General features: G+C 60.4%; 21 protein-coding genes, 1 tRNA gene and 1 pseudogene. 7 read left to right on the top strand and 16 right to left on the bottom strand.

Annotated elements, in window-relative coordinates; all coding sequences use genetic code 11:
- From ACH2DG_RS14710 to ACH2DG_RS14690, 5 genes and pseudogenes are all read left to right on the top strand, one after another.
- Positions 1-333, top strand: a pseudogene (locus tag ACH2DG_RS14710) (3-isopropylmalate dehydratase small subunit); the annotation flags it as partial.
- 85 nt (positions 334-418) lie between these two features.
- The gene (leuB, locus tag ACH2DG_RS14705; RefSeq protein WP_395027037.1) at positions 419-1,486 is read left to right on the top strand and encodes a 3-isopropylmalate dehydrogenase; all 1,068 of its coding nucleotides are present in this window, start codon (positions 419-421) and stop codon (positions 1,484-1,486) included.
- A 476-nt stretch (positions 1,487-1,962) separates the two neighbouring features.
- The gene (gene asd / locus ACH2DG_RS14700; protein ID WP_395027035.1) at positions 1,963-3,075 is read left to right on the top strand and encodes an aspartate-semialdehyde dehydrogenase; all 1,113 of its coding nucleotides are present in this window, start codon (positions 1,963-1,965) and stop codon (positions 3,073-3,075) included.
- A 338-nt stretch (positions 3,076-3,413) separates the two neighbouring features.
- The gene (locus ACH2DG_RS14695; protein WP_395027033.1) at positions 3,414-6,197 is read left to right on the top strand and encodes a FimV/HubP family polar landmark protein; all 2,784 of its coding nucleotides are present in this window, start codon (positions 3,414-3,416) and stop codon (positions 6,195-6,197) included.
- A 150-nt stretch (positions 6,198-6,347) separates the two neighbouring features.
- A tRNA-Arg gene (locus tag ACH2DG_RS14690) sits at positions 6,348-6,424 on the top strand.
- A 153-nt stretch (positions 6,425-6,577) separates the two neighbouring features.
- On the opposite strand, the gene ACH2DG_RS14685 is transcribed toward ACH2DG_RS14690, so the two are convergent.
- From ACH2DG_RS14685 to ACH2DG_RS14630, 12 genes are all read right to left on the bottom strand, one after another.
- Positions 6,578-7,975: a DegQ family serine endoprotease gene (locus ACH2DG_RS14685; RefSeq protein ID WP_395027042.1), complete on the bottom strand. Its 1,398-nt coding sequence runs from the start codon at positions 7,973-7,975 to the stop codon at positions 6,578-6,580.
- Positions 7,976-8,284: 309 nt separating this feature from the next.
- A complete protein-coding gene (locus tag ACH2DG_RS14680) occupies positions 8,285-9,019 on the bottom strand; it encodes a sigma-E factor negative regulatory protein (RefSeq protein ID WP_395027031.1) in 735 nt (244 codons plus the stop codon).
- A gap of 51 nt (positions 9,020-9,070) precedes the next feature.
- Positions 9,071-9,706 carry an RNA polymerase sigma factor RpoE gene (gene rpoE, locus ACH2DG_RS14675; protein WP_224150006.1) on the bottom strand — a complete coding sequence of 212 codons (636 nt, stop codon included), beginning with the start codon at positions 9,704-9,706 and terminating at the stop codon, positions 9,071-9,073.
- A gap of 63 nt (positions 9,707-9,769) precedes the next feature.
- Complete coding sequence (locus ACH2DG_RS14670) at positions 9,770-10,369, bottom strand: hypothetical protein (protein ID WP_395027029.1); 600 nt, start codon at positions 10,367-10,369, stop codon at positions 9,770-9,772.
- 43 nt (positions 10,370-10,412) lie between these two features.
- Positions 10,413-11,657 carry a beta-ketoacyl-ACP synthase II gene (gene fabF / locus ACH2DG_RS14665; RefSeq protein WP_395027028.1) on the bottom strand — a complete coding sequence of 415 codons (1,245 nt, stop codon included), beginning with the start codon at positions 11,655-11,657 and terminating at the stop codon, positions 10,413-10,415.
- An 82-nt stretch (positions 11,658-11,739) separates the two neighbouring features.
- Positions 11,740-11,979, bottom strand: a complete 240-nt coding sequence (acpP, locus tag ACH2DG_RS14660; RefSeq protein WP_184707587.1) for an acyl carrier protein — start codon at positions 11,977-11,979, stop codon at positions 11,740-11,742.
- Positions 11,980-12,084: 105 nt separating this feature from the next.
- Complete coding sequence (fabG, locus tag ACH2DG_RS14655; protein WP_395027026.1) at positions 12,085-12,831, bottom strand: 3-oxoacyl-ACP reductase FabG; 747 nt, start codon at positions 12,829-12,831, stop codon at positions 12,085-12,087.
- A complete protein-coding gene (fabD, locus tag ACH2DG_RS14650) occupies positions 12,828-13,772 on the bottom strand; it encodes an ACP S-malonyltransferase (RefSeq protein WP_395027025.1) in 945 nt (314 codons plus the stop codon). The genes fabG and fabD overlap by 4 nt, the downstream gene beginning before the upstream one ends.
- Positions 13,773-13,838: 66 nt before the next feature.
- Entirely contained in the window at positions 13,839-14,819 is a 981-nt protein-coding gene (locus tag ACH2DG_RS14645) for a beta-ketoacyl-ACP synthase III (protein WP_395027024.1), read from the bottom strand.
- Positions 14,820-14,824: 5 nt separating this feature from the next.
- Positions 14,825-15,877: a phosphate acyltransferase PlsX gene (plsX, locus tag ACH2DG_RS14640; protein WP_395027023.1), complete on the bottom strand. Its 1,053-nt coding sequence runs from the start codon at positions 15,875-15,877 to the stop codon at positions 14,825-14,827.
- A gap of 127 nt (positions 15,878-16,004) precedes the next feature.
- The gene (rpmF, locus tag ACH2DG_RS14635; protein ID WP_005794249.1) at positions 16,005-16,187 is read right to left on the bottom strand and encodes a 50S ribosomal protein L32; all 183 of its coding nucleotides are present in this window, start codon (positions 16,185-16,187) and stop codon (positions 16,005-16,007) included.
- A gap of 156 nt (positions 16,188-16,343) precedes the next feature.
- Complete coding sequence (locus ACH2DG_RS14630; protein WP_395027022.1) at positions 16,344-16,901, bottom strand: YceD family protein; 558 nt, start codon at positions 16,899-16,901, stop codon at positions 16,344-16,346.
- Positions 16,902-16,927: 26 nt separating this feature from the next.
- On the opposite strand from ACH2DG_RS14630, the gene ACH2DG_RS14625 reads away from it, so the two are divergent.
- Together ACH2DG_RS14625 and ACH2DG_RS14620 are read left to right on the top strand one after the other, a co-directional pair.
- Complete coding sequence (locus tag ACH2DG_RS14625) at positions 16,928-17,524, top strand: Maf family nucleotide pyrophosphatase (RefSeq protein ID WP_395027021.1); 597 nt, start codon at positions 16,928-16,930, stop codon at positions 17,522-17,524.
- Positions 17,521-18,303 (top strand): SAM-dependent methyltransferase, encoded by a 783-nt coding sequence (locus ACH2DG_RS14620; RefSeq protein ID WP_395027020.1) that lies wholly within the window; start codon positions 17,521-17,523, stop codon positions 18,301-18,303. Before ACH2DG_RS14625 ends, ACH2DG_RS14620 begins: the two co-directional genes overlap by 4 nt.
- Positions 18,304-18,487: 184 nt before the next feature.
- Here the strand turns inward: ACH2DG_RS14620 and ACH2DG_RS14615 are convergent, their stop codons facing one another.
- The 4 genes from ACH2DG_RS14615 to ACH2DG_RS14600 form a co-directional block, all read right to left on the bottom strand.
- Positions 18,488-19,519 (bottom strand): S49 family peptidase, encoded by a 1,032-nt coding sequence (locus tag ACH2DG_RS14615; protein WP_395027018.1) that lies wholly within the window; start codon positions 19,517-19,519, stop codon positions 18,488-18,490.
- 1 nt (position 19,520) lies between these two features.
- Entirely contained in the window at positions 19,521-19,898 is a 378-nt protein-coding gene (locus ACH2DG_RS14610) for a Rieske (2Fe-2S) protein (protein WP_395027016.1), read from the bottom strand.
- A 60-nt stretch (positions 19,899-19,958) separates the two neighbouring features.
- Positions 19,959-20,615, bottom strand: a complete 657-nt coding sequence (locus ACH2DG_RS14605; RefSeq protein WP_395027015.1) for an HAD family hydrolase — start codon at positions 20,613-20,615, stop codon at positions 19,959-19,961.
- Positions 20,616-20,715: 100 nt separating this feature from the next.
- Positions 20,716-21,750: an RluA family pseudouridine synthase gene (locus ACH2DG_RS14600; protein WP_395027014.1), complete on the bottom strand. Its 1,035-nt coding sequence runs from the start codon at positions 21,748-21,750 to the stop codon at positions 20,716-20,718.
- Between the last annotated feature and the right edge of the window lie 499 nt (positions 21,751-22,249).

The following is a 22,249-nucleotide window of genomic DNA, read 5'->3' as shown; positions in this document are numbered from 1 at the left end:
CCCAGCTTTGCCGACATCTTCTTCAACAACTGCTTCAAGAACGGCCTGCTGCCCATCGTGCTGCCCGAGTCCACCATCGACCAGCTGTTCCATGAGGTGCAGGCCTTCCCCGGCTATGAGCTGACCATTGACCTGGAGCGCCAGGTGATCGTGCGCCCGCAGGGAGAGGAAATCCCGTTCGACGTGATCGCCTTTCGCAAGTACTGCCTGCTCAACGGATTTGACGACATTGGCCTCACCCTGCGCCAGAAAGACAAGATCCAGGCCTTTGAGGCCAACCGCCTGGCCACCAAGCCCTGGCTGGCGCACAGCCTCGTGCAGGCCAAGGCCTGAATGCAGGACTGCGCCCTTTAACTAATAAAAGCCCTTCCAGCGCTTGATGGTCAAGCGCAACCAGCTATCAATAAGTGAGTCAATTATGAAAATTGCAGTATTGCCCGGAGACGGCATTGGCCCAGAAATCGTTGCAGAAGCCGTCAAGGTGCTGGATGCGCTGAAGCTGGATCTGCAGATGGAGTCTGCCCCCGTGGGCGGAGCCGCGTATGAGGCCGCAGGCCATCCGCTGCCACCAGCCACCCTGAAGCTCGCACAGGAATCCGACGCCATCCTGTTTGGCGCCGTGGGCGACTGGAAGTACGACACGCTGGAGCGCGCGCTGCGCCCCGAGCAGGCCATTCTGGGCCTGCGCAAGGCGCTGGGCCTGTTCGCCAACTTCCGCCCCGCCATCTGCTACAAGGAGTTGACCCACGCCTCCAGCCTCAAGCCCGAGTTGGTGGCGGGCCTGGACATCCTCATCATCCGCGAGCTGACCGGTGACATCTACTTTGGCCAGCCACGCGGCCGCCGCGCATCGCCCGACGGCCACTTTCCCGGTGCAGAAGAAGCCTTCGACACCATGCGCTACACCCGCCCTGAAATCGAGCGCATCGGCCATGTGGCCTTCCAGGCCGCCCAAAAACGTGGCAAACGCGTGACCAGCGTAGACAAGGCGAACGTACTCGAAACCTTCCAGCTGTGGAAGGACGTGATGACCGAGGTGGGCAAACAGTACCCGGACGTGCAGCTCGACCACATGTATGTGGACAATGCCGCCATGCAACTGGTGAAGGAGCCCAAGCGCTTTGACGTGGTGGTGACCGGCAACATGTTTGGCGACATCCTGAGCGACGAGGCATCCATGCTGACCGGCTCCATCGGCATGCTGCCATCGGCCAGCCTGAACGACAAAAAGCAGGGCCTGTATGAGCCCAGCCATGGCTCGGCACCCGACATTGCCGGCAAGGGCATCGCCAACCCGCTGGCCACCATCCTGAGCGCAGCGATGATGCTGCGCTTCAGCCTGGGCCAGGAAGCCGCTGCACAGAAGATCGAAGCAGCCGTGCAGAAGGTACTGGCCCAGGGTCTGCGCACGCCCGACATCTACAGCGAAGGCACCACCAAGGTCGGCACGCAGCAGATGGGCGATGCCGTGGTCGCCGCGCTGTAAAACGCCCGCGCCATCTCCGCAGGCAAGGCAAGCAAGGGCAGGGATTCTCCCCTGCCCTTTTTCATTGTTGCGCCAGTTTGGAAGCCTTTGTTTGATCGGAACAACGGTCTATTCAAGCAGCAAAGAATCAATTTCGTCGTTTTGACGATATTTTTTATAAAATTACGACGTAATTTATACTTTATATATATATCGCCATTCGCTTCGATGCGCCAACACTTGAAAAGTATAAAAAATGCGTGCACCGCAGCAAATTTTGGCGCTAGAATAGCTTCCACTATGTTTGCGCACCGCCCTGTTTCTTGGCTGAACACCATCACCGCTATTGCAGCGGGTATGGCTGCGCGCGCAGGCATTTCCAAAACCACGACGATTACCGGCTGATCCAGCCTGGTTCGTCGTGCGCCTCCCTCTGGCCAGACGAGCCAGGCAAATCAGCCCCGTGGCACAACTTTTTTGGCACACAAGGGCGTTATATGAGCAAGCAATTGGTAGGTTTGGTGGGCTGGCGCGGCATGGTCGGCTCCGTGTTGATGGATCGCATGCAGGCCGAGGGTGACTTCGAACTGATCGAGCCGGTGTTCTTCTCCACATCCAACGCGGGCGGCAAGGCCCCTGCGATGGCCACGGTGCACACCCAGCTCAAGGACGCGAACGATATCGCCGAGCTGGCCAAGTGCGACATCATCATCACCTGCCAGGGCGGCGATTACACCAAGGACGTCTTCCCCAAGATTCGCGCTGCTGGCTGGAACGGCCACTGGATTGATGCCGCCTCCTCACTGCGGATGGAAGGCGACGCCGTCATCGTGCTCGACCCTGTCAATGACGACCTGATCAAGCAAAAGCTCGCCGCTGGCGGCAAGAACTGGATTGGCGGCAACTGCACCAACTCCATCCTGCTGATGGGCCTGGGCGGCCTGTTCAAGGCAGGTTTGGTGGAGTGGGTCTCTTCCATGACCTACCAGGCAGCATCGGGCGGTGGCGCCAACCATATGCGCGAACTGCTCAAGGGCATGGGTGTGGTACACGCCGCCGTAGCCGATGAGCTGGCAACGCCTGCATCTGCCATCCTCGATATCGACCGCAAGGTCGCGGCCACCATCCGCGAAGACGTGCCGACCGAGTTCTTCGGCGCTCCACTGGCTGGCGGCCTGATCCCCTGGATCGACGCCCAACTGGACAATGGCCAGTCCAAGGAAGAGTGGAAGGGCCAGGCCGAGGTTAACAAGATCCTCGGCACGGCAAGCCCCATTCCTGTTGACGGCCTGTGTGTGCGCATCGGCGCCATGCGCTGCCACTCGCTGGCACTGACCCTGAAGCTCAAGAAGGACCTGCCCCTGGCCGAGATCGAAGGCTTGATCAAGACCGGCAACCCATGGGTCAAGTTCGTGGCCAACGAACGCGCACTCACGGTCAAGGAGCTGACTCCAGCGGCCGTCACCGGAGGCCTCGAAGTGGCAGTGGGCCGCGTACGCAAGCTCAACATGGGCCCTGAGTACGTATCGGCCTTCGTGATCGGCGACCAACTGCTGTGGGGCGCTGCCGAGCCACTGCGCCGCATGCTGCGTATCCTGCTGGGCAAATGATGCTCAACCTCTGATCCCACGATACCGACAGACAACACCTTTTTTGGCGCACCTCTGTGCCAGAAAGGGTGTTTTTTGCTTGTTGCCCGGCAATTCCCGGCGTTCGACCGAGACCGGTCATACTCTGGCAAAGTTGTGCCCGAGCAACATTATGAGTTGCGGAAATTTATGAGAATCCGTTTATCAGTACACAACCGCATTCGTTAACTTGTCACTCCAACACATTACTGGTAAGGTACTTTTTACTGATAATTACCAATTTTCGCGTCTGGGGGGAGGGATTCGGCATGAGTACAAAAGCAACCCCGTGCGCTTTCATAAATCAATCAAGTAGCACTATGCATCGCTGGAAAATCACTGCACTGGCCGCGGCCGTGGCCGCCATCGGCCTGTATTCGGGAGAAGCATCGGCTTTGGCACTGGGAAAGATCAATGTGAAGTCGGCTCTGGGCGAGCCCTTGCGCGCCGAGATCGAAGTCCAACAGATCACGCCGGCTGAAGCCGAGACCCTGCAGGTCAAGACCGCCACCTCTTCCGTCTTCCGAGCCCAAGGCATGGATTACACGGGCACTGCCAGCAGTGTGAAAGCACAATTGCAGCGCCGCGCCAATGGCACGGCCGTCATCGTTCTGTCCACCCAACGGGCCGTGAATGATCCGTTTGTCGACTACGTGATTGATGCCAACTGGAACTCCGGGCAGGTGGTGCGCAGCTACACCATGCTGTTCGATCCCCCCAACCTGAAGAAGGCTGAAGCAGCTGTCACCACCGCTCCTCAGATCACCAGCGATGCAGCGCCAGCCCCCGCTGCACGCCCTGCCCCCCCGGTGCGCGTGATCGAAGAGCCACTGACCTCGGCGGACAGCACCCCCGCACGCAGCACCGGCAGCAGCAAAGCCAAATCGGGCCCCCGTGCCAATATTCCAGCCACGGCATCCAACCAATCGGGCGGCAGCGGTGATGCCGTCCAGGTGCAGCGCGGCGATACGGCAGGCCGCATTGCTGCCATGAACAAGCCATCCGACGTCTCGCTCGACCAGATGCTGATCGCCGTGATGCAGGCCAATCCACACGCCTTCATTGGCGGCAACGTCAATCGCATGAAGTCCGGCGTGACGCTGAACATGCCAAGCGCCGAGCAGGCACGCTCCGTGTCGGCCAGCAAGGCGCGCCAGATGGTGGCAGCCCAGAGCCGCGACTTCAACAACTACCGCCACCAACTGGCCTCCAAGGCGGCTCCTGCCAATGTGGCGAGCGATACGCGCTCTGCCAGCGGCAAGGTGGAAGCCTCTGTCGACGACAAGAAGAGCAGCAGTGTCGCGCCAGATCAGCTCAAGCTCACCAAGGAAGCCGGCGTCAAGGGCAAGAAGTCTGCCGAGGCCAGCGTAGCCAAGGCCCAGGAGGCCAACGCTACCCAGGAACGCAAGTCCGAGCTGGACAAGAACCTGGAAGAGCTCAACAAGATCAAGGAGGCTGCCGCCAGCAAGGCCACGGTGGTCGCATCGACGGCAGCACCTGCAGCCACTCCAGCCCCGGCAGCAGTGGACAAACCTGCAGACAAGGCCCCAGGCATTCCTGTCACAGCCCCCGTGACCGCAACAGCAACCGCCCCGACGCCAGCGCCAACGCCAGCAGTGACGGCGCCAGCCCCTGCGCCAACGCCAGCCCCTGCACCCGCCGAAGCAGCTGCGTCGCCCGCTCCTGCAGCGGAAGCGCCTGCTGTCGCTCCGCCACCTCCGCCAGCCCCCAAGCCAGCGCCTGTTCCGCCTCCCGCACCCGTCGAAGAGCCCAGTTTTGTCGATGACCTGATGGAAAATCCGCTACTGCCAGCGGCGGGCGGCTTGGCCGTGATCGCCTTGCTGGGCGGCCTGTGGTACCGCAACAAGAAACGCAAGGAAGCTGCGGCTGGCGTTTCGGACTCGGTCATGGAAAGCAGCCTGTCGCAAGATTCCTTCTTCGGCGCCAGCGGAGGTCAGCACATCGATACGTCGGTCAGCGCCATGACGACGGGTGCATCCTCGCTGGCCTATACCCCCAGCCAACTGGACGCAGGTGATGTGGACCCGGTTGCCGAAGCCGATGTCTATCTGGCTTATGGCCGAGACCTGCAGGCAGAAGAAATCCTGAAAGAAGCACTGCGCACCAATCCCACGCGCAGCGCCCTGCACGCCAAGCTGGCAGAAATCTATGCCAAGCGCAAAGACCGCCTGGCACTCGAGAGCATCGCCAAGGAAGCGCGCCAGCTCACCAATGGCTCCGGCCCTGAGTGGCTGCGCATTGCTGCGCTGGGCCAGGAACTGGATCCTGCCAATGCGCTGTACCAGAATACTGCTGCAACCGTGCCTCCCGTGGATGTCATGTCCGCTGCTGCGGTAGCGGCAGCCGCCGAAGCTGCACGCGCACAGCCCCTGGCCTTTGAAAACACGCAACCACCAAGTGTCGTCAATCGCAGCCAGAACGATACTCCCAGTGATTTTGGCCCGATTTCCGGTCTGGACTTTGCCATGAGCAGCCAGTTGACAGAAGCAACTGATGCGGCATCTGCATACTCTGCGCCTCCTGCAAGCCCTGCGGCAGCTCTCGCAACGGGTGCCGCGGCGCTGGGTGCAGGCCTTGCAGCCTCTGCCGGCAGCCATCCTGCATCTGCACCGGCAGCCCCTGCAGCAACGATGGACGATTTTGATCGCCAGCTTGCAGAAGCCTTGAACATTCCTTCGGAACTCTCGCCCACGCCTTCCGCGCTAAGCGTACAAGGTCTGGAGACACAGCCTGGTGCGCTCGATTTCAAGATGAGCGATTTTGATGCACCCAGCACTGCGCAGTTGCCGATTACCGATGCAACCACGCGCAGCATGGATTTCGACATGACCTCGCTGTCCGTGCTGGATCTTCCCCTCAATGGCGAACCCGAACGCACCCACCCTGCCTCATTGGCAGAGGACGTGCAGGGCCTGGAGATGGATGACAGCGATCCGCTGACGACCAAACTGACTCTGGCGCAGGAGTTTCTTGCCATTGGCGACAAGGAAGGCGCGCGCTCGCTGGCGCAGGAGGTTCTTTCCGAATCCACCAGCCCGACCATCAAGGCACAGGCCCAGCGCCTGGTTGACCAGAGCCGCTGATGGAACCGGCTCCGCAGGAGCCGCCACATTTGACAAAAGCCAGTCTGTCACCAGACTGGCTTTTTCACATGGCTGCCTCGCCGCCTTTTGCTTCATTTGGCATCGGTCACCAAAACATCGAGAAAATTACATGCTACAATACGCAGCTTCGCGGCTGTAGCTCAGCTGGATAGAGTACTTGGCTACGAACCAAGGGGTCGTGGGTTCGATTCCTGCCAGCCGCACCAAACGACAAGCCTCAGAACAGCAATGTTCTGAGGCTTTTTCGTATTCCCGCCGCCCTCTACTCCGCATTCCTGGCCACAAAAAAGCCGATGACATCCGCCATCGGCTTTGCCGGAGAAACGGGCTACGCGCCCTCTCCCACCGCAGTCTTCACCCTACTTCAGCGGGCGGATCAATACATACTGGGTCCATTCGCCCCGGCGGAACAAGACATTCACAGGCTTGGATTTATCCGCCTTGGCCACGGCAGCATCAAACTGTTTGACATCAGCGATCTCCGTGTTCGCGATTCCCAGGATGACATCGCCTTGCTTCAGGCCAGCTCGGGCTGCAGCCTCGTCTGCAGAAACAATCTGGACACCCCCCTTGAGGTTCAGAGTCTTGCGCTGTGCATCGGTAAGATCGCTGACCACCAGACCCAATTGCTGCGCGGCAGTGGATGGCTTGGCTTTTTCAGGCTCCTTGCCTGCACCTGTCTTTGCCGCGGCTTCCGACGGAATCTCCACAATGGTGATGGGCAGATCCAGCGTCTTGCCACGCCGGAAAACGGTGACCGTGCTCTTGGAGCCGGGCTTGGTATTGCCGACCCAACGCGGCAGATCCGCCAATTTCTCCAGCGGCTTGCCATCGAACTTGGTGATCACATCACCCGCTTCCACCCCCGCCTTTTCAGCGGGCGATCCGCTCTCCACTCCGGTGACCAGCGCACCTTGCGCCTTGCCCAGGCCAATGGACTCCGCCACATCCTTGTTGACGGTCGAAATCTGAACACCGATCTTGCCGCGCACGACACGTCCCGTTGCCCGCAATTGGTCGCTCACGCGCACCGCTTCATCAATCGGGATGGAAAAAGAGATTCCCATGAAGCCGCCGGAGCGGGAATAGATCTGGCTGTTGATACCGACCACTTCGCCGCGCATGTTCAGCAGCGGACCGCCTGAGTTGCCAGGGTTGATGGCAACATCGGTCTGGATGAAGGGGAGATAGTCACCCGTATCCCGCTGCTTGGCAGACACGATGCCGGCAGTGACGGAGTTTTCCAGGCCAAAAGGCGAGCCGATTGCCATGACCCATTCGCCTACGCGCAGACGGTTCACATCGCCGATCTTGACCGCAGGCAAGCCTGTAGCTTCGATCTTGACCACAGCCACGTCGGTGCGCTTGTCGGCGCCGATGATCTTGGCCTTGAACTCCCGCTTGTCGGTCAGGGTCACGATTACATCGTCGGCGCCTTCGACCACATGGGCGTTGGTCATCACGTAGCCATCCGAGGTCAGGATGAAGCCGGAACCCAGGCCACTGGGCTGCTCTTCGTCGCTATCGGGCTTTTGCGGGCGTTGCTGCCGGGGAATGCTTGGCACCGGCAGACCAAAGCGCTTGAAGAACTCCAGCATTTCCGGGTCCATGCCGCTTTGTGCACTCCGGCTGGAAACTTTTTCCATCGTTCGAATATTGACCACCGACGGGCCCACCTGATCCACAAGATCAGTGAAATCCGGCAGCCCACGCACGACCGGCGCTGTGGTCTGCGCCTGCGCTGCCACCGGCAGCATCACCGCGCTGCTGATCGACAGAATGGCCGCCAATGCACTGACCTGGAAAGGTTTCCAACGCTTGATAGACATATCACTCCTCACAAAGATGACTGTGCGCTGCAGAAGGCTTGCCTCCAGGAACACAGCGCAATGCAGCATTGGAGACACAAACCTTTGCGAGGTTCCCCCGATGCATCCTTTGACAGATGCGCCATAAAGCACGGGTTTCAAGAGAGGAAAATCGCTTTGGGAATAAAAAACACCTGCCAAGGCAGGTGCTGATTGAATTCACTGTGTTGGGCTACCTACATAGAGGTGCTCAGCCCGTCAGCACAGCCGTGAGGGCTTGTCCGCACAGCCCCCTGCTTTCTTTTCAGCATTGAAGGTGGCGTTGCGCAAGAAACTGGCCGGCATCTGCAGATTGGCAGTACCGCCAATCTGACCACGCGCGGCCATCAACTCGTCCAGACGTGGATCACGCAGCATGATGGTGGCATTCTGCCCCACAGTCACCGGCATCTGCACCAACCCCTGGGCGGATACAGGCGGTGTGGCTGCGCTCGCCAGTTGCTGGCCACCCTTGTCGGGACCGGAGGACAGCAGCGAGATGGAATTCCATCCCACCATGGCCACTGCCGCCACGGAAGCGAACCCTGCCACCATCTTCCAGCGGAATACGGAGTGATTGGCAGCCTCTTGCACCGCCAACGGGCGGGGTGCCTCGGCCAAGTCAGGCACCTTCACTTCACCCACCTGGGGTTGGTTGAATGTTGCAACCAATGGCGCCTCTTGATCAATCTGACACTGAAGACGAGCCCAGAAGGCCTGAGGATCCGTATGGATTGGTGCGGCCTGCATGGCCAGAGGGCCGCGCATGGCTTCCCCGATCAGCAGGTAGGAGTGCAGCGACGTTGCGGCCGACGCGACCATGCCATCTGCCTCAGGCATATCAGCCAGCAGTTGCGCAAGCTCTTCGTCCTCGAGCTCGTCATCGATACATGCAGACAACTGCTCCAACGCAGCTACCGACATTCTGTTTGGTGCTTGGTTTTCGAGATTCATAGCCATATTCCTTGCGGGCCCATGCCCTTGCAACCAGTCCTCAAATGATCGCTACCAACGCTTGCCAGACTGGCGTTCAAGCATCGGTTTTACCTTGGTGGAAATGGCCTCTCGGGCACGGAAAATGCGCGAACGCACCGTTCCGATAGGACAGTCCATCGTCTCGGCAATGTCTTCATACGACATGCCTTCTATCTCCCGCAGCACGATCGCCTGACGCAAATCTTCAGGCAAGGCATCCATGGCCGCATTGACAGCCTGGGCGATCTCCTGGGCCGCGATGACCGTCTCCGGGGTTTCGTCGCTGGTTAGTTCTCTTGTCGGCGCAGAAGTTTCATCGTCGTCATCATTTCCACGCAATGCACTCTCGGTCATCACCGGATTGCGGTTCAGCTCCACCATAGCCTTCTTGGCCGTATTGACCGCAATACGGTAAAGCCAGGTGTAGAACTGCGCCTCTCCGCGAAATTGCGGCAGCGCACGGTAGGCGCGCAAGAAAGTCTCCTGCGCCAGATCCGGCACCAGATCCACATCGCGAATCATTCGCGCAATCAGCCGTTCAATGCGTCGCTGGTACTTCATCACCAGCAAACCGTAGGCCTTCTGGTCGCCTGCAACGGTGCGCTGCACCAGTTGCAAGTCGGTATCGTTCGCGCCCGGGGCTGGTGCCATTGGCGTTCCCGTCATAGGTTGTGTTCTCTTCGCGCTACAGACATGCAGCTCTTGTTGTTGGTTGGTCAGCTGCAGGCGTCACGCCACAGGGGCGCTCTGTTGATCAGCAACGATGGACGAGTATAAGACCCGCCGAATATCCGGCCAATGCCCTGGATTAGTGGCTTGCGCAATCAGCACCCATCGAACGCTGGTCGTCAACGGCTGCTGTACCGTGGCACGCAGCAGCAACCAGCGCTGGGCATCCATGGCCACCGCGCACCGCACCAGCTCCTCTCCATCCGCAACTGGTGATGCTCCATGACAAATGCGCCACTTCGAGCCATTCCAGTGCAAAAAGGTTCCGGGGCGCCAGAGGGATAGGTTTGTAACAGCCAGGCCAGCCAGTACCCACGCGGCGCCCAGCAGCCACTGCTGCCAGTGAAAAGGATCCGAGGCCAGACGCCACGCAACACCAAGCCCGCCAGCGCCCAAAAGGCCGGCGAGCACTGCACAGCGAATCCAGCCGGGATGAACCAACGGATATGCAACGGGTGTTGCCAGCGCAACATGCGGGGATCGACGGCGAACGGTTACCTCCATAGCATCGATTGTGCTGGCTTTCAGGCCGCCGGTGCACATCGCAATGCAGGTGTTGGAAGCGCGCAAAATCAATGCACAAAACAAAAGGTCTCCCAAAGGGAGACCTGATGATGGGCCTGGGCCAGGTTTTCAGGCACGCTCAAACGCGCTTGAATACTAGGGTACCGTTGGTACCGCCAAAGCCAAAGTTGTTCTTGACAGCGATTTCCAGCTTGGCATCACGCGCCGTATTGGCGCAATAGTCCAGATCGCACTCCGGGTCCTGGTCCACCAGGTTGATGGTCGGAGGAATCTTTTGATCCTTGAGCGCCATCACGGTAAACACGCTTTCCAGGCCGCCAGCGCCGCCCAGCAGGTGACCCGTCATCGACTTGGTCGAACTGATCACCATCTTCTTGGCATGGTCGCCCATGGCCACCTTGATGGCATTGGTTTCGTTCAGATCGCCCAGCGGAGTCGATGTGCCGTGCGCATTCAGGTAGTCCACCTGATCGGCGTTCACACCCGCATTGCGCAGCGCGCCCTGCATGGCCCGGCGTGGGCCGTCCATATTGGGAGCGGTCATGTGACCCGCATCGGCGCTCATGCCGTAGCCCAGCAATTCGGCATAGATCTTGGCGCCACGGGCCTTGGCATGCTCGTATTCTTCAAGCACCACCACGCCTGCGCCTTCACCCAGCACAAAGCCGTCGCGGCCCTTGTCCCAGGGGCGCGAAGCCGCCTTGGGGTCATCGTTGCGAGTGGAGAGTGCACGCATTGCGGCAAATCCGCCCACTCCCAACGGGGAAACTGTAGATTCGGTACCGCCTGCGACCATGACGTCGGCATCGCCGTACTCGATCAATCGACCCGCTTCACCAATACAGTGCAAGCCAGTCGTGCAAGCCGTCACCACCGAAAGGTTGGGCCCCTTGAAGCCAAACCGCATCGATACATGGCCAGCAACCATGTTGATGATGGAGGCAGGTACAAAGAAAGGCGTGATGCGGCGGGCGCCACGGCGTTCGTACTCGCTGTGGGTATCCTCGATCAGCGGCAGGCCGCCGATGCCGGAACCTATCACCACACCGATACGCGCAGCCAGCTCTTCATCCAATGCCTCGCCAGTGGCCAGACCGGCATCCGTCACTGCTTCCTGTGCAGCGGCAATGCCATAGTGGATGAAGGTGTCCATCGTGCGTGCTTCCTTGGCACTCATATAGGACTCAAGATTGAACCCTTTGACCTCGCCTGCAATCTTGCAGCTGAAGTCGGTGGTGTCAAACTTGGTAATGAGGTCAATGCCGGACTGGCCGGCCAAAATGTTGGACCAGGCTTCAGCAACCGTGTTTCCCACGGGGCTGATGCAACCCAGACCAGTCACGACGACGCGACGGCGACTCATGCGTTACAGCTTTCTTGTTGGTCTCTCGGAGTTGCAGCAAGACACTTGCGCCCTGTCGGGCGCCAAGTGCATGCGCAATCAATTAGGCCTTTTGGTGGCTCTTGGCGTAGTCGATGGCGTTCTGCACCGTCGTGATCTTTTCTGCGTCTTCGTCAGGGATCTCGATCTCGAACTCATCTTCCAAAGCCATCACCAGTTCCACGGTGTCCAGCGAGTCTGCACCCAGATCGGCTACGAAAGCCTTTTCGTTTGTTACTTGAGACTCTTCCACGCCGAGTTGTTCGGCAATGATTTTCTTGACACGTGCTTCGATATCGCTCATGGTTTCCCTCTGGGGGTTGTGAATGAACCCGCGATTCTAGCTGCTTCAGCAATACCTGAGTGCAACTTGCCGTCGCGAGGAAACGGCTTTTAACTTCTGCCAAACCTACATGTACATGCCGCCATTGACATGCAACTCCTGCCCGGTCACATAACCGGCACCATCCGATGCCAGATAGACCACAGCGTTGGCAATGTCTTGCGGCTGTCCCAGCTTACCCAAAGCGATCTGCGATTGCAGCGCTTTCTTCTGCTCCTCAGGAAGCTGAGCCGTCATGTCGGTCTCGATAAAACCAGGCGCCACGCAGTTTACCGTGATGCCTCGGCTGCCCAACTCCTTGGCCAGCGAGCGCGTCATACCGGCGACGCCCGCCTTGGCCGCAGCGTAATTGGCCTGTCCGGCATTGCCGGAAGCGCCCACTACGCTGGTAATGCTGATGATACGGCCAAAACGCTGCTTCATCATCGGACGGATGGCAGCGCGGCTGGCGCCGAAGACGGCCTTCAGGTTGGTGCCGAGCACGGCGTCCCAGTCCTCGTCCTTCATGCGCATGGCCAGGGTGTCGCGGGTGATGCCGGCGTTGTTCACCAGCACATGCAGGCCACCCTGGTTCTTGACCAGTTCGTCAATCAGCGCCTCGACGGCCGCGCCATTGTTCACATCCAGCGCCACGCCGCGTGAACCAGGGAAGGCCGACAGGGCCTGCGAAATCTTGGCAGCGCCGTCTTCGGTGGTTGCCGTGCCCACCACCTGGTAGCCGGCAGCGCCCAATGCTTGCGCAATGGCGGCGCCAATACCGCGCGATGCACCTGTGACCAGGGCTACTTTGGCTGTTTGGGTTGCTTCAGTCATGCAATTGCTTCTTTGGTTTCCTGCAGGGTAGCAGGGTCATACAGGGCTACGCCCACCATATCTGGATCGATGCGCTTGGTCATGCCGGTCAGCACCTTGCCGGGGCCGCACTCTACCAGATGGGTAGCCCCCATGGAACGCAGCTTCTGCACGCATTCCACCCAGCGCACCGGGCCAAAGGCCTGGCGGTACAGCGCGTCGCGAATGGCATCGGCATCCGTTTGCACCGCCACATCGATATTGTTGAGCACCGGGATCTGCGGTGCAGCAAGCTGCAGGCCCGCCAGCGCAGCCTTCAGCTTTTCCGCAGCCGGTTTCATCAGGCTCGAATGGAAAGGTGCCGACACCGGCAGCGGCAGCGCACGCTTGGCGCCCGCCTCTTTCACCGCCACGCTGGCCGCTTCGACTGCCGCCTTCGAGCCGGCAATCACGGTCTGGCCGGGGTCGTTGAAGTTCACGGCCTCCACCACCTCCACGCCGCCCATCCTGGCAGTCACTTCGGCGCAAACCGCCTTGACCTTGTCCGCATCCAGACCCAGCACGGCAGCCATGGCGCCGGTGCCCACGGGCACGGCTTCCTGCATGGCAGCACCGCGCAGGCGTACCAGCGGTGCCGCCTGGGCCAGCGTCAGCACGCCAGCGGCAACCAGTGCCGAGTATTCACCCAGCGAATGGCCAGCCACCGCCATGGGCAGCGCGCCGCCTTCTGCACGCCATACGCGCCATGCAGCCACACCGGCCACCAGCATCACAGGCTGGGTATTGGCGGTCAGCGCCAGTGTTTCCTTGGGGCCACCATGAATCAGAGCACCAATGTCTTCACCCAGCGCATCGGAGGCTTCCTGCAGCGCCTCTCGCACAGCAGGATGGTCGCCCCAGGCGTCGAGCATGCCAACAGCCTGCGAGCCTTGGCCGGGAAATACGAACGCAAAAGAATTCATGTCTCGATTTTCATTGAATTTTTGAATGGAATACGGCAATAGCCCAAACACATCAAGCGTTTGAAGCTACATTTTCAGGAGTACCGCACCCCAGGTAAAACCGCCACCCACGCCTTCGAGCATCACGTTGTGGCCCGGCTTGACCTGGCCTGCACGCACCGCATGGTCAAGCGCCAGCGGAATCGAAGCAGCCGACGTGTTGCCGTGCTGATCGACCGTGACCACCACCTTCTCCGGCGACAGCTTGAGCTTGCGCGCCGTGCTCATCATGATGCGCAGGTTGGCCTGGTGCGGTATCAGCCAGTCGATATCAGCCTCTTGCATGTCGGCCTTGGCCAATGCGGCGCGGGCCGCCTTGTCGAGCACGCCCACCGCCAATTTGAATACGGCCTGGCCGTCCATGCGGAGCATGGGCGAGCCAATCACCTCGCCACCCGAGACATGGCCCGGCACGCACAGGATGTCGACGTGGCTGCCATCGGCATGCAGCTCGGTCGCCAGAATACCTGGCTCGCTCGATGCCTCCAGCACCACAGCGCCGGCGCCATCGCCGAAGAGCACGCAGGTGGTGCGGTCATTGAAATCAAGGATGCGGCTGAACACCTCAGCCCCCACTACCAGCGCGCGCTTGGCGGTGCCTGCCTTGATCATCGCGTCAGCCACCGTCAGGGCGTAGACGAAGCCGCTGCACACTGCCTGCACATCGAACACCGGGCAGCCATTGGTGATGCCCAGCTTGTTCTGCAAAATGGCTGCCGTCGACGGGAACACCATGTCCGGCGTGGACGTGGCCACAATGATCAGATCGATGTCTGCAGCTGCCAGCTTGGCAGCTTCGAGTGCCATTTTCGAGGCCTCCACGGCCAGATCACTGGCCGTCACATCGGGTGCGGCAAAGTGGCGCGCCTTGATCCCGGTGCGCTCGACAATCCACTCATCCGAGGTTTCCAGACCACGCGTAGCCATTTCGGCCGCCAGATCATCATTGGTGACGCGGCGTGGTGGCAGGTAGCTGCCAGTGCCGGTGATGCGTGAATAAATGCTCATCGATTTCAGATAGAAGACGTCACAGTTGCGGCAACAGCGGCGCTGTCTGCCGGCATCAGCAAGGGCGCAGCCGTCTGGATCTTGGTCTGCACACGCCCCAGCAAGTCGTTACGGGCCGCATCATAAGCGCGATTGAGCGCATGCTCATAGGCCACCACATCGGCCGAGCCATGGCTTTTGAACACCAGGCCGCGCAAACCGAGTAACGCAGCCCCATTGTAGCGGCGGTGGTCCATGCGCTTCATCAGGCGCGAAAGCACAGGATAGGCAACAACGGCCGCCAGCTTGGTGAGCAGGTTGCGCTTGAACTCCTGCTTCAAGCCCCCGGTGATCATGCTGGCCACGCCCTCGCTCGCCTTGAGCGCAACGTTGCCGACAAAACCATCACAGGTCACGATATCAACCGTGCCCTTGAAGATGTCATTGCCTTCGACATTGCCCTGGAAATTGAGGTAGCCCGACTGCCCGGCCGCACGCAACAACTCGCCCGCGCGCTTGATGACTTCGCTGCCCTTGATGGCTTCTTCGCCAATGTTCAAAAGGCCTACGCTGGGGTTTTCCTTCTCCTGCAGGGCGCTCACCAGCGCCGAGCCCATGACGGCAAACTGCACCAGATGCTCTGCCGTGCAATCGACGTTGGCCCCCAGATCCAGCACCGTGGTGGCGCCACCCTTGGCATGGGGAATCTGTGTGGCGATGGCCGGACGGTCAATGCCCTCCAGCGTCTTGAGCAGGTAGCGCGCAATCGCCATCAATGCACCGGTATTGCCTGCGGACACTGCTGCCTGCGCAGCGCCTTCCTTGACCTGGCTGATGGCTACGCGCATGGAAGAGTCCTTCTTCTTGCGCAACGCCACTTCCACGGGATCGTCCATGGTGACGACTTCGCTTGCCGGCACCAGGGTTGCACGCTCGTGCTGGAATGACTGCAATGCCTCGGGCTGACCCACCACCAACAGGCGGGCATCAGGATGGGCATCCAAAAACTTCTTGCATGCAGGCAGGGTGACACGGGGACCCGCATCACCACCCATGCAATCCACGGCCAGTGTGATCATTCGCTCTGCAGTTCTTTGATGTTGCGCCAGCGCACTCTATTAAGGAGTGCGCAGCAATCTTGCAACAGAATAAAAAAGGCCCGCGCTACACATGCGGTAGCCGCGGGCCTTTTTGTACAGCTATGGCTTAGGCTTCCGACTTGTTCTTCAGCACTTGGCGGCCACGGTAGAAGCCGTTGGGGCTGATGTGGTGACGCAGATGGGTTTCGCCGGTGGTTGGCTCCACAGCGATACCAGGCACATTCAGTGCATTGTGCGAACGGTGCATGCCGCGCTTGGAAGGAGATTTCTTGTTTTGTTGAACAGCCATGATGGCTCCTGAGTCTTGAAAGGGTTGGTGACACGGCCTGCGTAAAACAGACGCATGCCCTAAAAATACGCGATTAGCCCATTAAAGACACGAGGGGGATTCGCGCGAAGCCTCAAATTATAGCAAAGATCGCTGGCAGGCTTCAATCCTCGTGCATCAAGGTTTGGTTTTATCCAGCCGCAAGGATGCCAAAGCAGCAAAAGGATTGGCTTTTTCCGTATTTGCCGCCTCGAAATCCTGGGTGGCAGACTCCAGTTTGAGCTCCACCGGGCATTCGTCATGCATGGGAACCATGGGAAGCGCCATCAGCAATTCGTCCTCGATCAGCTCATGGGCATTGAAGTGCGGCTCCAGCACCAGAACATCCTCTTCACTCTCGTCATCCAGGGCGGCGGCAGTCGCCTCATCCTTTACAAAGCGGAAAGACCGCTCGGTCTGCACGGCAATATCGGCCGGACGCAGGCAACGCTGGCATTGCATTTGCACCACGGTATCGGCCTGCAGGTGCAGCCAGGCATGCCCGGGGCTGCCTGCGGCTTCGCGCCACTCGCCATCCAGCGACCAGCGCACGGGCTGGTCAGTTGCAGCTTCGCCGCGCAGGTCCTCAGCCATCAGGCGGGGAAACTGCCCCATCGGCTGATCGCCGTCAAGCTCGGCTTCATGCTGTGCAAAAGCCTTGATATCAAGGCGGTTGACTGAAAATTCCTTTGTCATGCGCGCCAGTGTAAGAGAATCTGGGCATGTCTGAATCCCACTCGCCCCGCGCCCTTGTTCTGGGCTCCACCTCCCGCTACCGGCACGAGCTGCTCTCTCGTTTTCGACTGCCGTTTGAAACCGCCTCGCCCGACGTCGACGAAACCCCGCAGTCTGGCGAAGCACCGGCCGCCCTGGCACTGCGCCTGGCCCTGGCCAAGGCCCATGCGGTGGCGGCGCAGTTTCCCGAAGCCATCGTCATCGGCTCCGACCAGGTGGCCGACCTGAACGGCCAGCCACTGGGCAAGCCCCTGGTGCATGACAAGGCAGTGGCCCAACTGCGCGCCATGAGTGGGCAGAGCATGCAGTTCCACACTGCCGTCGCCGTGGTCTGCAAGGCCACCGGCTTTGCGCAGGCAGGCACCGCTGTGGTGCGAACCGTGTTCCGCAACCTGAGCGATGCCGAGATTGAACGCTACCTGCGCGCCGAAGAGCCGTACGATTGCGCCGGCAGCGCCAAGAGCGAAGGCCTGGGCATCACCTTGCTGGACGCCATCGAGAGCGACGACCCGACAGCGCTGATCGGCCTGCCCCTCATCCGCACCGCCCGCCTGTTGCGCGCTGCAGGAGTAATCCTGCCATGAGCGAGAACACCCGCAAGGGCCGACTTTTTCTCGTCCCCACCCCGCTTGACTTCGGCTGCACCACCGATGCGCCACTGACCGATGTACTGCCCGCCCACACCGTGCAGGCCGCAGCGCGCATTACCCATTGGGTCTGCGAAAACGCCAAAAGCTGCCGCGCCTTCCTCAAACGGGTGGACGCCGTGGCGCCGCTGGCAGCGCCCCTGCAGCAGCAATCCATACAGGAGCTGCCACGCGAAGCGCACAAGAAAGGCGACCACCTCCCGCAGACCGCCTCTGGCTCCGATGCCAGCATATTGATCGCAGCTGCCTTGCAAGGCCATGACGTTGGCCTGGTCAGCGAAGCAGGCATGCCCGCGATTGCGGACCCTGGCAGTTCTGTGGTCCGTGCCGCGCATGATGCGGGCGTTGAGGTGGTGCCACTGGTGGGGCCCACTTCTCTCCTGCTGGCCCTGGCTGCCAGCGGGCTCAATGGTCAGAACTTCGCCTTTGTCGGCTATGTGCCCAGCGATGGCGCGCAACGTGTCGCCCGGCTGCGCGAGCTGGAACAACTGGCGCTGCGGCAAGGCCAGACACAGATCTTCATCGAAACGCCTTACCGCAACCCTGCCCTGATGAGCGCCCTGCTGCAGACCCTGCAGGCCAACACCCGTCTGTCGATCTCCAGCGGCCTCACGCTGGAAAGCGCCCGCACCCAAAGCCGCCTGGTCAAGCAATGGAAGCCGCTGACCCCTGAATTGGACAACCGCACCCCCATGGTGTTTGCGATTGGGCGCTGAGGCAATCACGCCAGCTGCACGCACCCGATTTTCGGGCTGCTCATCAAGTGTTGGCTGACCACAAGGCAGCACTGCCCTCTCAAAGGGATTTACGCATCCTCTCGGTCAGATGGCAAAAAAAGCGGTGCTTACGCACCGCTTTTTTTGTTTAGAGCTATCAAATAGATAGCTATCAAGAACCTGATCAGCGCAGGCTGGGCATCATCGACCGCATGGTGCTGACAGCCCCCGCGCCCACCGACGCGCCAAACTTCTTGGCAAAGCGCTCGGCCACATTCTCGCGGCGGGTGTAGTCCACCACATCTTCGGCGCCCACCACATCGCGCGCCACCTGATCGAGGCTGCCCAGGCCGTCAGCCAAGCCCAGCTTGACCGCTTCCTGCCCGGTCCAGAACAGGCCGCTGAAGGTGTCTTCGGTTTCCTTCAGGCGCTCGCCCCGACCCTGGCGCACCACGGAGATGAACTGCTGGTGGATCTGCCCCAGCATCTGCTGGGCATAGGCTTTTTGCTTGTCATTCATGGGGCTGAATGGGTCGAGCATGCCCTTGTTGCTGCCGGCGGTGAGCAGGCGGCGCTCCACGCCCAGCTTTTCCATGGTGCCGGTAAAGCCAAAACCGTCCATCAGCACGCCGATGCTGCCCACGATGCTGGCCTTGTCTACATAGATGCTGTCCGCTGCGGCTGCAATGTAATAGGCTGCAGAAGCGCAGGATTCCTCCACCACCGCGTACATGGGCTTTTTGTGCAAAGCCTTGAGGCGCACGATCTCATCATTGATCATGCCTGCCTGCACGGGGCTGCCGCCCGGGGAGTTGATCAGCAGCACCACCGCCTTGGCGCCATCGTCCTCGAACGCGGTGCGCAGTGCGGCAATCACGTATTCGGCGCTGGCATCTGCGCCAGAGGCGATTTCGCCTTTCAGCTCCACCACTGCCGTGTGTTCAGTCGACGAGGCAGACGACGCATTTTCCGAGCTGAACAGGTAGATGACCAACGCAATGAAGGCGATGAGCCAGGCCAGCCGAAAGAAAATCTTCCAGCGGCGCGCAGCGCGTTGCTCCCTGAGCGTGTCAAAGGCCAGGCGCTCCAGCACGGAACGCTCCCAGCCAGGCGTCTGCGCCGTCGCTGCGGATGCTGCCGCTGCCGTCGCCGGCTGTCCCCACAGATCAGGCGCAGGCTGCGGATTCTGCTGGGGGTTGTTGTCCATCGGGTTCATCTTAAAACTCAAGAGGTTGGAGGCGGTAGTCGGTGTGCCAGTACACCACCCCGCCTTGTTCGCTCAACGCGATTTTGACCAGGCCACCACGGCAAGGGCCGCCAGCGCAGGCTCCAGTATCCGGCACATAGGCGGCGCCATGGGTAGCGCATAACAACCAGTTACCGGTGTCATCGAAAAAACGGTCGGGCTGGTAGTCCATTTCCATCGCCACATGGGTGCAGCGGTTCAGGTAGGCATGCACCGCATCACGGTAGCGTATGGCGAATGCGCGGCAGGTCTGGCCAGCAAATATCACGTCAAAGGGCACGGCGCGCCCGCCATTGCTCAAGTCCTTGCTATTACAAAGTGCTATTGCCCGGGCTTGTGCCTCTGCCATTGCTGCTCCTGCTTGCTGCGCGCCAATGACTGTACATGCAAACAGTAATCAAGCCATGTACTAGGCACTGGCTGCCATCCATTGTTGCAAATCAGCAACAGAGTGCGCAATGAACAGCGGGCCAAAGGCCTCGAAGCCATCATGGTGGTGTGCGCCATAGCTCACTGCCACGCTCGCGCAGCCCGCGTTGACTGCCATCTGCAGATCATGGGTGGTATCGCCCACCATCAACAAGCGCTCGGGCGCCACATCCAGCTCGGCCATCAACTCCTGCAGCATCAGCGGGTGCGGCTTGCCTGCGGTTTCGTCGGCAGTTCGCGACGCGTCAAACCGGCCCTTGAGCAGGGTCGAATCCAACACTTCATCGAGCCCCCGGCGATTCTTGCCCGTGGCCACTGCAAGCAGATGCCCGCTGGCAGTCAACTGGTCCAGCAAAGGCAGCACCCCGTCAAAAAGGGTCACTTCCTCCTGGCGCTTCAGATAGTGGTAGCGGTAGCGGTTGGTCAGTTCCACCATGCTGTCTGGCGGCACATCGGGCGCGGCATGCCGCAAGGCGCCTTGCAGGCTCATGCCGATCACATACTTGGCTGTTTCCAGCGTCGGCACGGTGCCGCCCACATCGCGCACCGCATCCTGGATGGACAGCGCAATGGCAGCGGTGGAGTCGAACAGGGTGCCATCCCAGTCAAAGGCGATCAGGTCAAAGCGACGCGTCATAAGGTAATCGGTTGGTTTGCTCGCTATAACAATAGCTGGTAGCGCTTGCTGCGCAATGAATTCAAGATATTTTTGTTATGAAAACCAAGAATAGCCTGCGCTAGTTGCTATGGTTTTCATCTGCCTGCTCTGCAGCCCCTACGAAATCTGCCAACTCCTCCGGCAACTCCGCTCCCAACTGCACCCGCTCCCCACTCTGCGGATGGGTGAACTGCAGGCGCCAGGCATGCAGGAACATGCGCTTCGAGCCGTGCTTGACCAGACGCTTGTTCAAATCGAAATCACCATATTTCTCGTCTCCGACGATCGGATGGCCACTGCTGGCCAGGTGCACGCGAATCTGGTGGGTGCGGCCGGTCTTGATTGTCACCTCCAGCAAGGTCATGGCCGGCAGACCAAGGCCATGGCGTGCCGGCAGCGTTTTCTGCACCTTGACGAGTGACACCGAGCGCATGCCTTCCGCATCGTCCGCCGTGGTGGCGCGCACGCGGCGCTCGCCATCGGGCAACAGATACTTGCGCAGCGGCGTATCAATCACCTTTTTGTTGGCTGGCCACTCCCCGATCACCAGCGCCAGATAGGTCTTGCCCGTCTCGCGCTCGCGGAACTGGTCCTGCAGGTGGGTCAGCGCCGAGCGCTTCTTGGCGACCAGCAGGATGCCTGAGGTTTCGCGGTCCAGCCGGTGCACCAACTCCAGAAAGCGTGCATCGGGCCTGGCGCGACGCAGTTGCTCGATCACCCCAAAGCTCACGCCCGAGCCGCCATGCACGGCCACGCCCGCTGGCTTGTTGATGGCCAACACCGCGTCGTCGTCCAGCAGCAGCGGGAACTCCCGGCCAGGAATGGCGCGCTCGGCCTCTTCTGGCTTGGCGGACACGCGCACCGGCGGAATACGCACTACATCGCCGCCCTGCACCCGAGCGTCTGCGGCAGTGCGCCCCTTGTTGATGCGCACCTCTCCATTGCGGATGATGCGGTAGATATGGGTCTTGGGTACGCCCTTCAAATGGCGCATCAGAAAGTTGTCCAGGCGCTGGCCGGCGTCGTCGGGATGGACTTGTACCAGCCTTACAGCCACTGGGGGTGCTTCTGGACTGCGGGGCTCGCCCGGTTTGCCCCCTATAATGTGTTTCACCTGCGCAATAAAGTTATTGGTTGACCGGTGAGCAGTTTAATTCACCCACCAGTACCCGCGCAGGCCGGTCGATGTCTGACCGACGACCTTGCCTCAGTGTCTGCATACCAAGAAATTGCGCAGGCCATGCAAGCAAATCGGGTGGACGGACACATTGAAACAACGAAACTACAGATTCCCAGCGGCAGTTGCTGCAGTGGCCAGGACTCCTGGCCCGGCCCCAACTGACCGCTCACACACTGACATGCTGATTTTGTGGGCTTGGATGGCAACTCTCTGGCGCAGCGCCTGCTGCACGCCAGTGCGCCGTGCCGCGCCCGCCGTGCGCATGTTTTCAGGGCAGATCTCACCACCGGCGGCAGCTGTTCGCTGGCTGGCCGGTTATTTATATGCCCTCTCCCGCGTGCCCAAGCCTCCTGTGCTGACATAAGTATTACCAGCAAGCATGGCACGCTCTGTATCTTCATTCGTTTCTCTGCGTCTGTCCCGGCATCTGTGG

Origin of the sequence: Comamonas odontotermitis (assembly GCF_040396735.1) — a bacterium.
Taxonomy (GTDB): domain Bacteria; phylum Pseudomonadota; class Gammaproteobacteria; order Burkholderiales; family Burkholderiaceae_C; genus Comamonas; species Comamonas odontotermitis_C.
The sequence above is the reverse complement of the archived record's forward strand: the minus strand, read 5'-3'. Positions and strand labels throughout refer to the sequence as shown.

Excerpts from the sequence above, each read along its gene's own strand:
- leuB (WP_395027037.1), top strand. The coding sequence starts at position 419 with ATGAAAATTGCAGTATTGCCCGGAGACGGCATTGGCCCAGAAATCGTT.
- asd (WP_395027035.1), top strand. The coding sequence starts at position 1,963 with ATGAGCAAGCAATTGGTAGGTTTGGTGGGCTGGCGCGGCATGGTCGGC.
- ACH2DG_RS14695 (WP_395027033.1), top strand. The coding sequence starts at position 3,414 with ATGCATCGCTGGAAAATCACTGCACTGGCCGCGGCCGTGGCCGCCATC.
- ACH2DG_RS14685 (WP_395027042.1), bottom strand. The coding sequence starts at position 7,975 with ATGCTGCCGGTGGCAGCGCAGGCGCAGACCACAGCGCCGGTCGTGCGT.
- ACH2DG_RS14680 (WP_395027031.1), bottom strand. The coding sequence starts at position 9,019 with ATGAATCTCGAAAACCAAGCACCAAACAGAATGTCGGTAGCTGCGTTG.
- rpoE (WP_224150006.1), bottom strand. The coding sequence starts at position 9,706 with ATGACGGGAACGCCAATGGCACCAGCCCCGGGCGCGAACGATACCGAC.
- fabF (WP_395027028.1), bottom strand. The coding sequence starts at position 11,657 with ATGAGTCGCCGTCGCGTCGTCGTGACTGGTCTGGGTTGCATCAGCCCC.
- acpP (WP_184707587.1), bottom strand. The coding sequence starts at position 11,979 with ATGAGCGATATCGAAGCACGTGTCAAGAAAATCATTGCCGAACAACTC.
- fabG (WP_395027026.1), bottom strand. The coding sequence starts at position 12,831 with ATGACTGAAGCAACCCAAACAGCCAAAGTAGCCCTGGTCACAGGTGCA.
- fabD (WP_395027025.1), bottom strand. The coding sequence starts at position 13,772 with ATGAATTCTTTTGCGTTCGTATTTCCCGGCCAAGGCTCGCAGGCTGTT.
- ACH2DG_RS14645 (WP_395027024.1), bottom strand. The coding sequence starts at position 14,819 with ATGAGCATTTATTCACGCATCACCGGCACTGGCAGCTACCTGCCACCA.
- plsX (WP_395027023.1), bottom strand. The coding sequence starts at position 15,877 with ATGATCACACTGGCCGTGGATTGCATGGGTGGTGATGCGGGTCCCCGT.
- rpmF (WP_005794249.1), bottom strand. The coding sequence starts at position 16,187 with ATGGCTGTTCAACAAAACAAGAAATCTCCTTCCAAGCGCGGCATGCAC.
- ACH2DG_RS14630 (WP_395027022.1), bottom strand. The coding sequence starts at position 16,901 with ATGACAAAGGAATTTTCAGTCAACCGCCTTGATATCAAGGCTTTTGCA.
- ACH2DG_RS14625 (WP_395027021.1), top strand. The coding sequence starts at position 16,928 with ATGTCTGAATCCCACTCGCCCCGCGCCCTTGTTCTGGGCTCCACCTCC.
- ACH2DG_RS14620 (WP_395027020.1), top strand. The coding sequence starts at position 17,521 with ATGAGCGAGAACACCCGCAAGGGCCGACTTTTTCTCGTCCCCACCCCG.
- ACH2DG_RS14615 (WP_395027018.1), bottom strand. The coding sequence starts at position 19,519 with ATGAACCCGATGGACAACAACCCCCAGCAGAATCCGCAGCCTGCGCCT.
- ACH2DG_RS14610 (WP_395027016.1), bottom strand. The coding sequence starts at position 19,898 with ATGGCAGAGGCACAAGCCCGGGCAATAGCACTTTGTAATAGCAAGGAC.
- ACH2DG_RS14605 (WP_395027015.1), bottom strand. The coding sequence starts at position 20,615 with ATGACGCGTCGCTTTGACCTGATCGCCTTTGACTGGGATGGCACCCTG.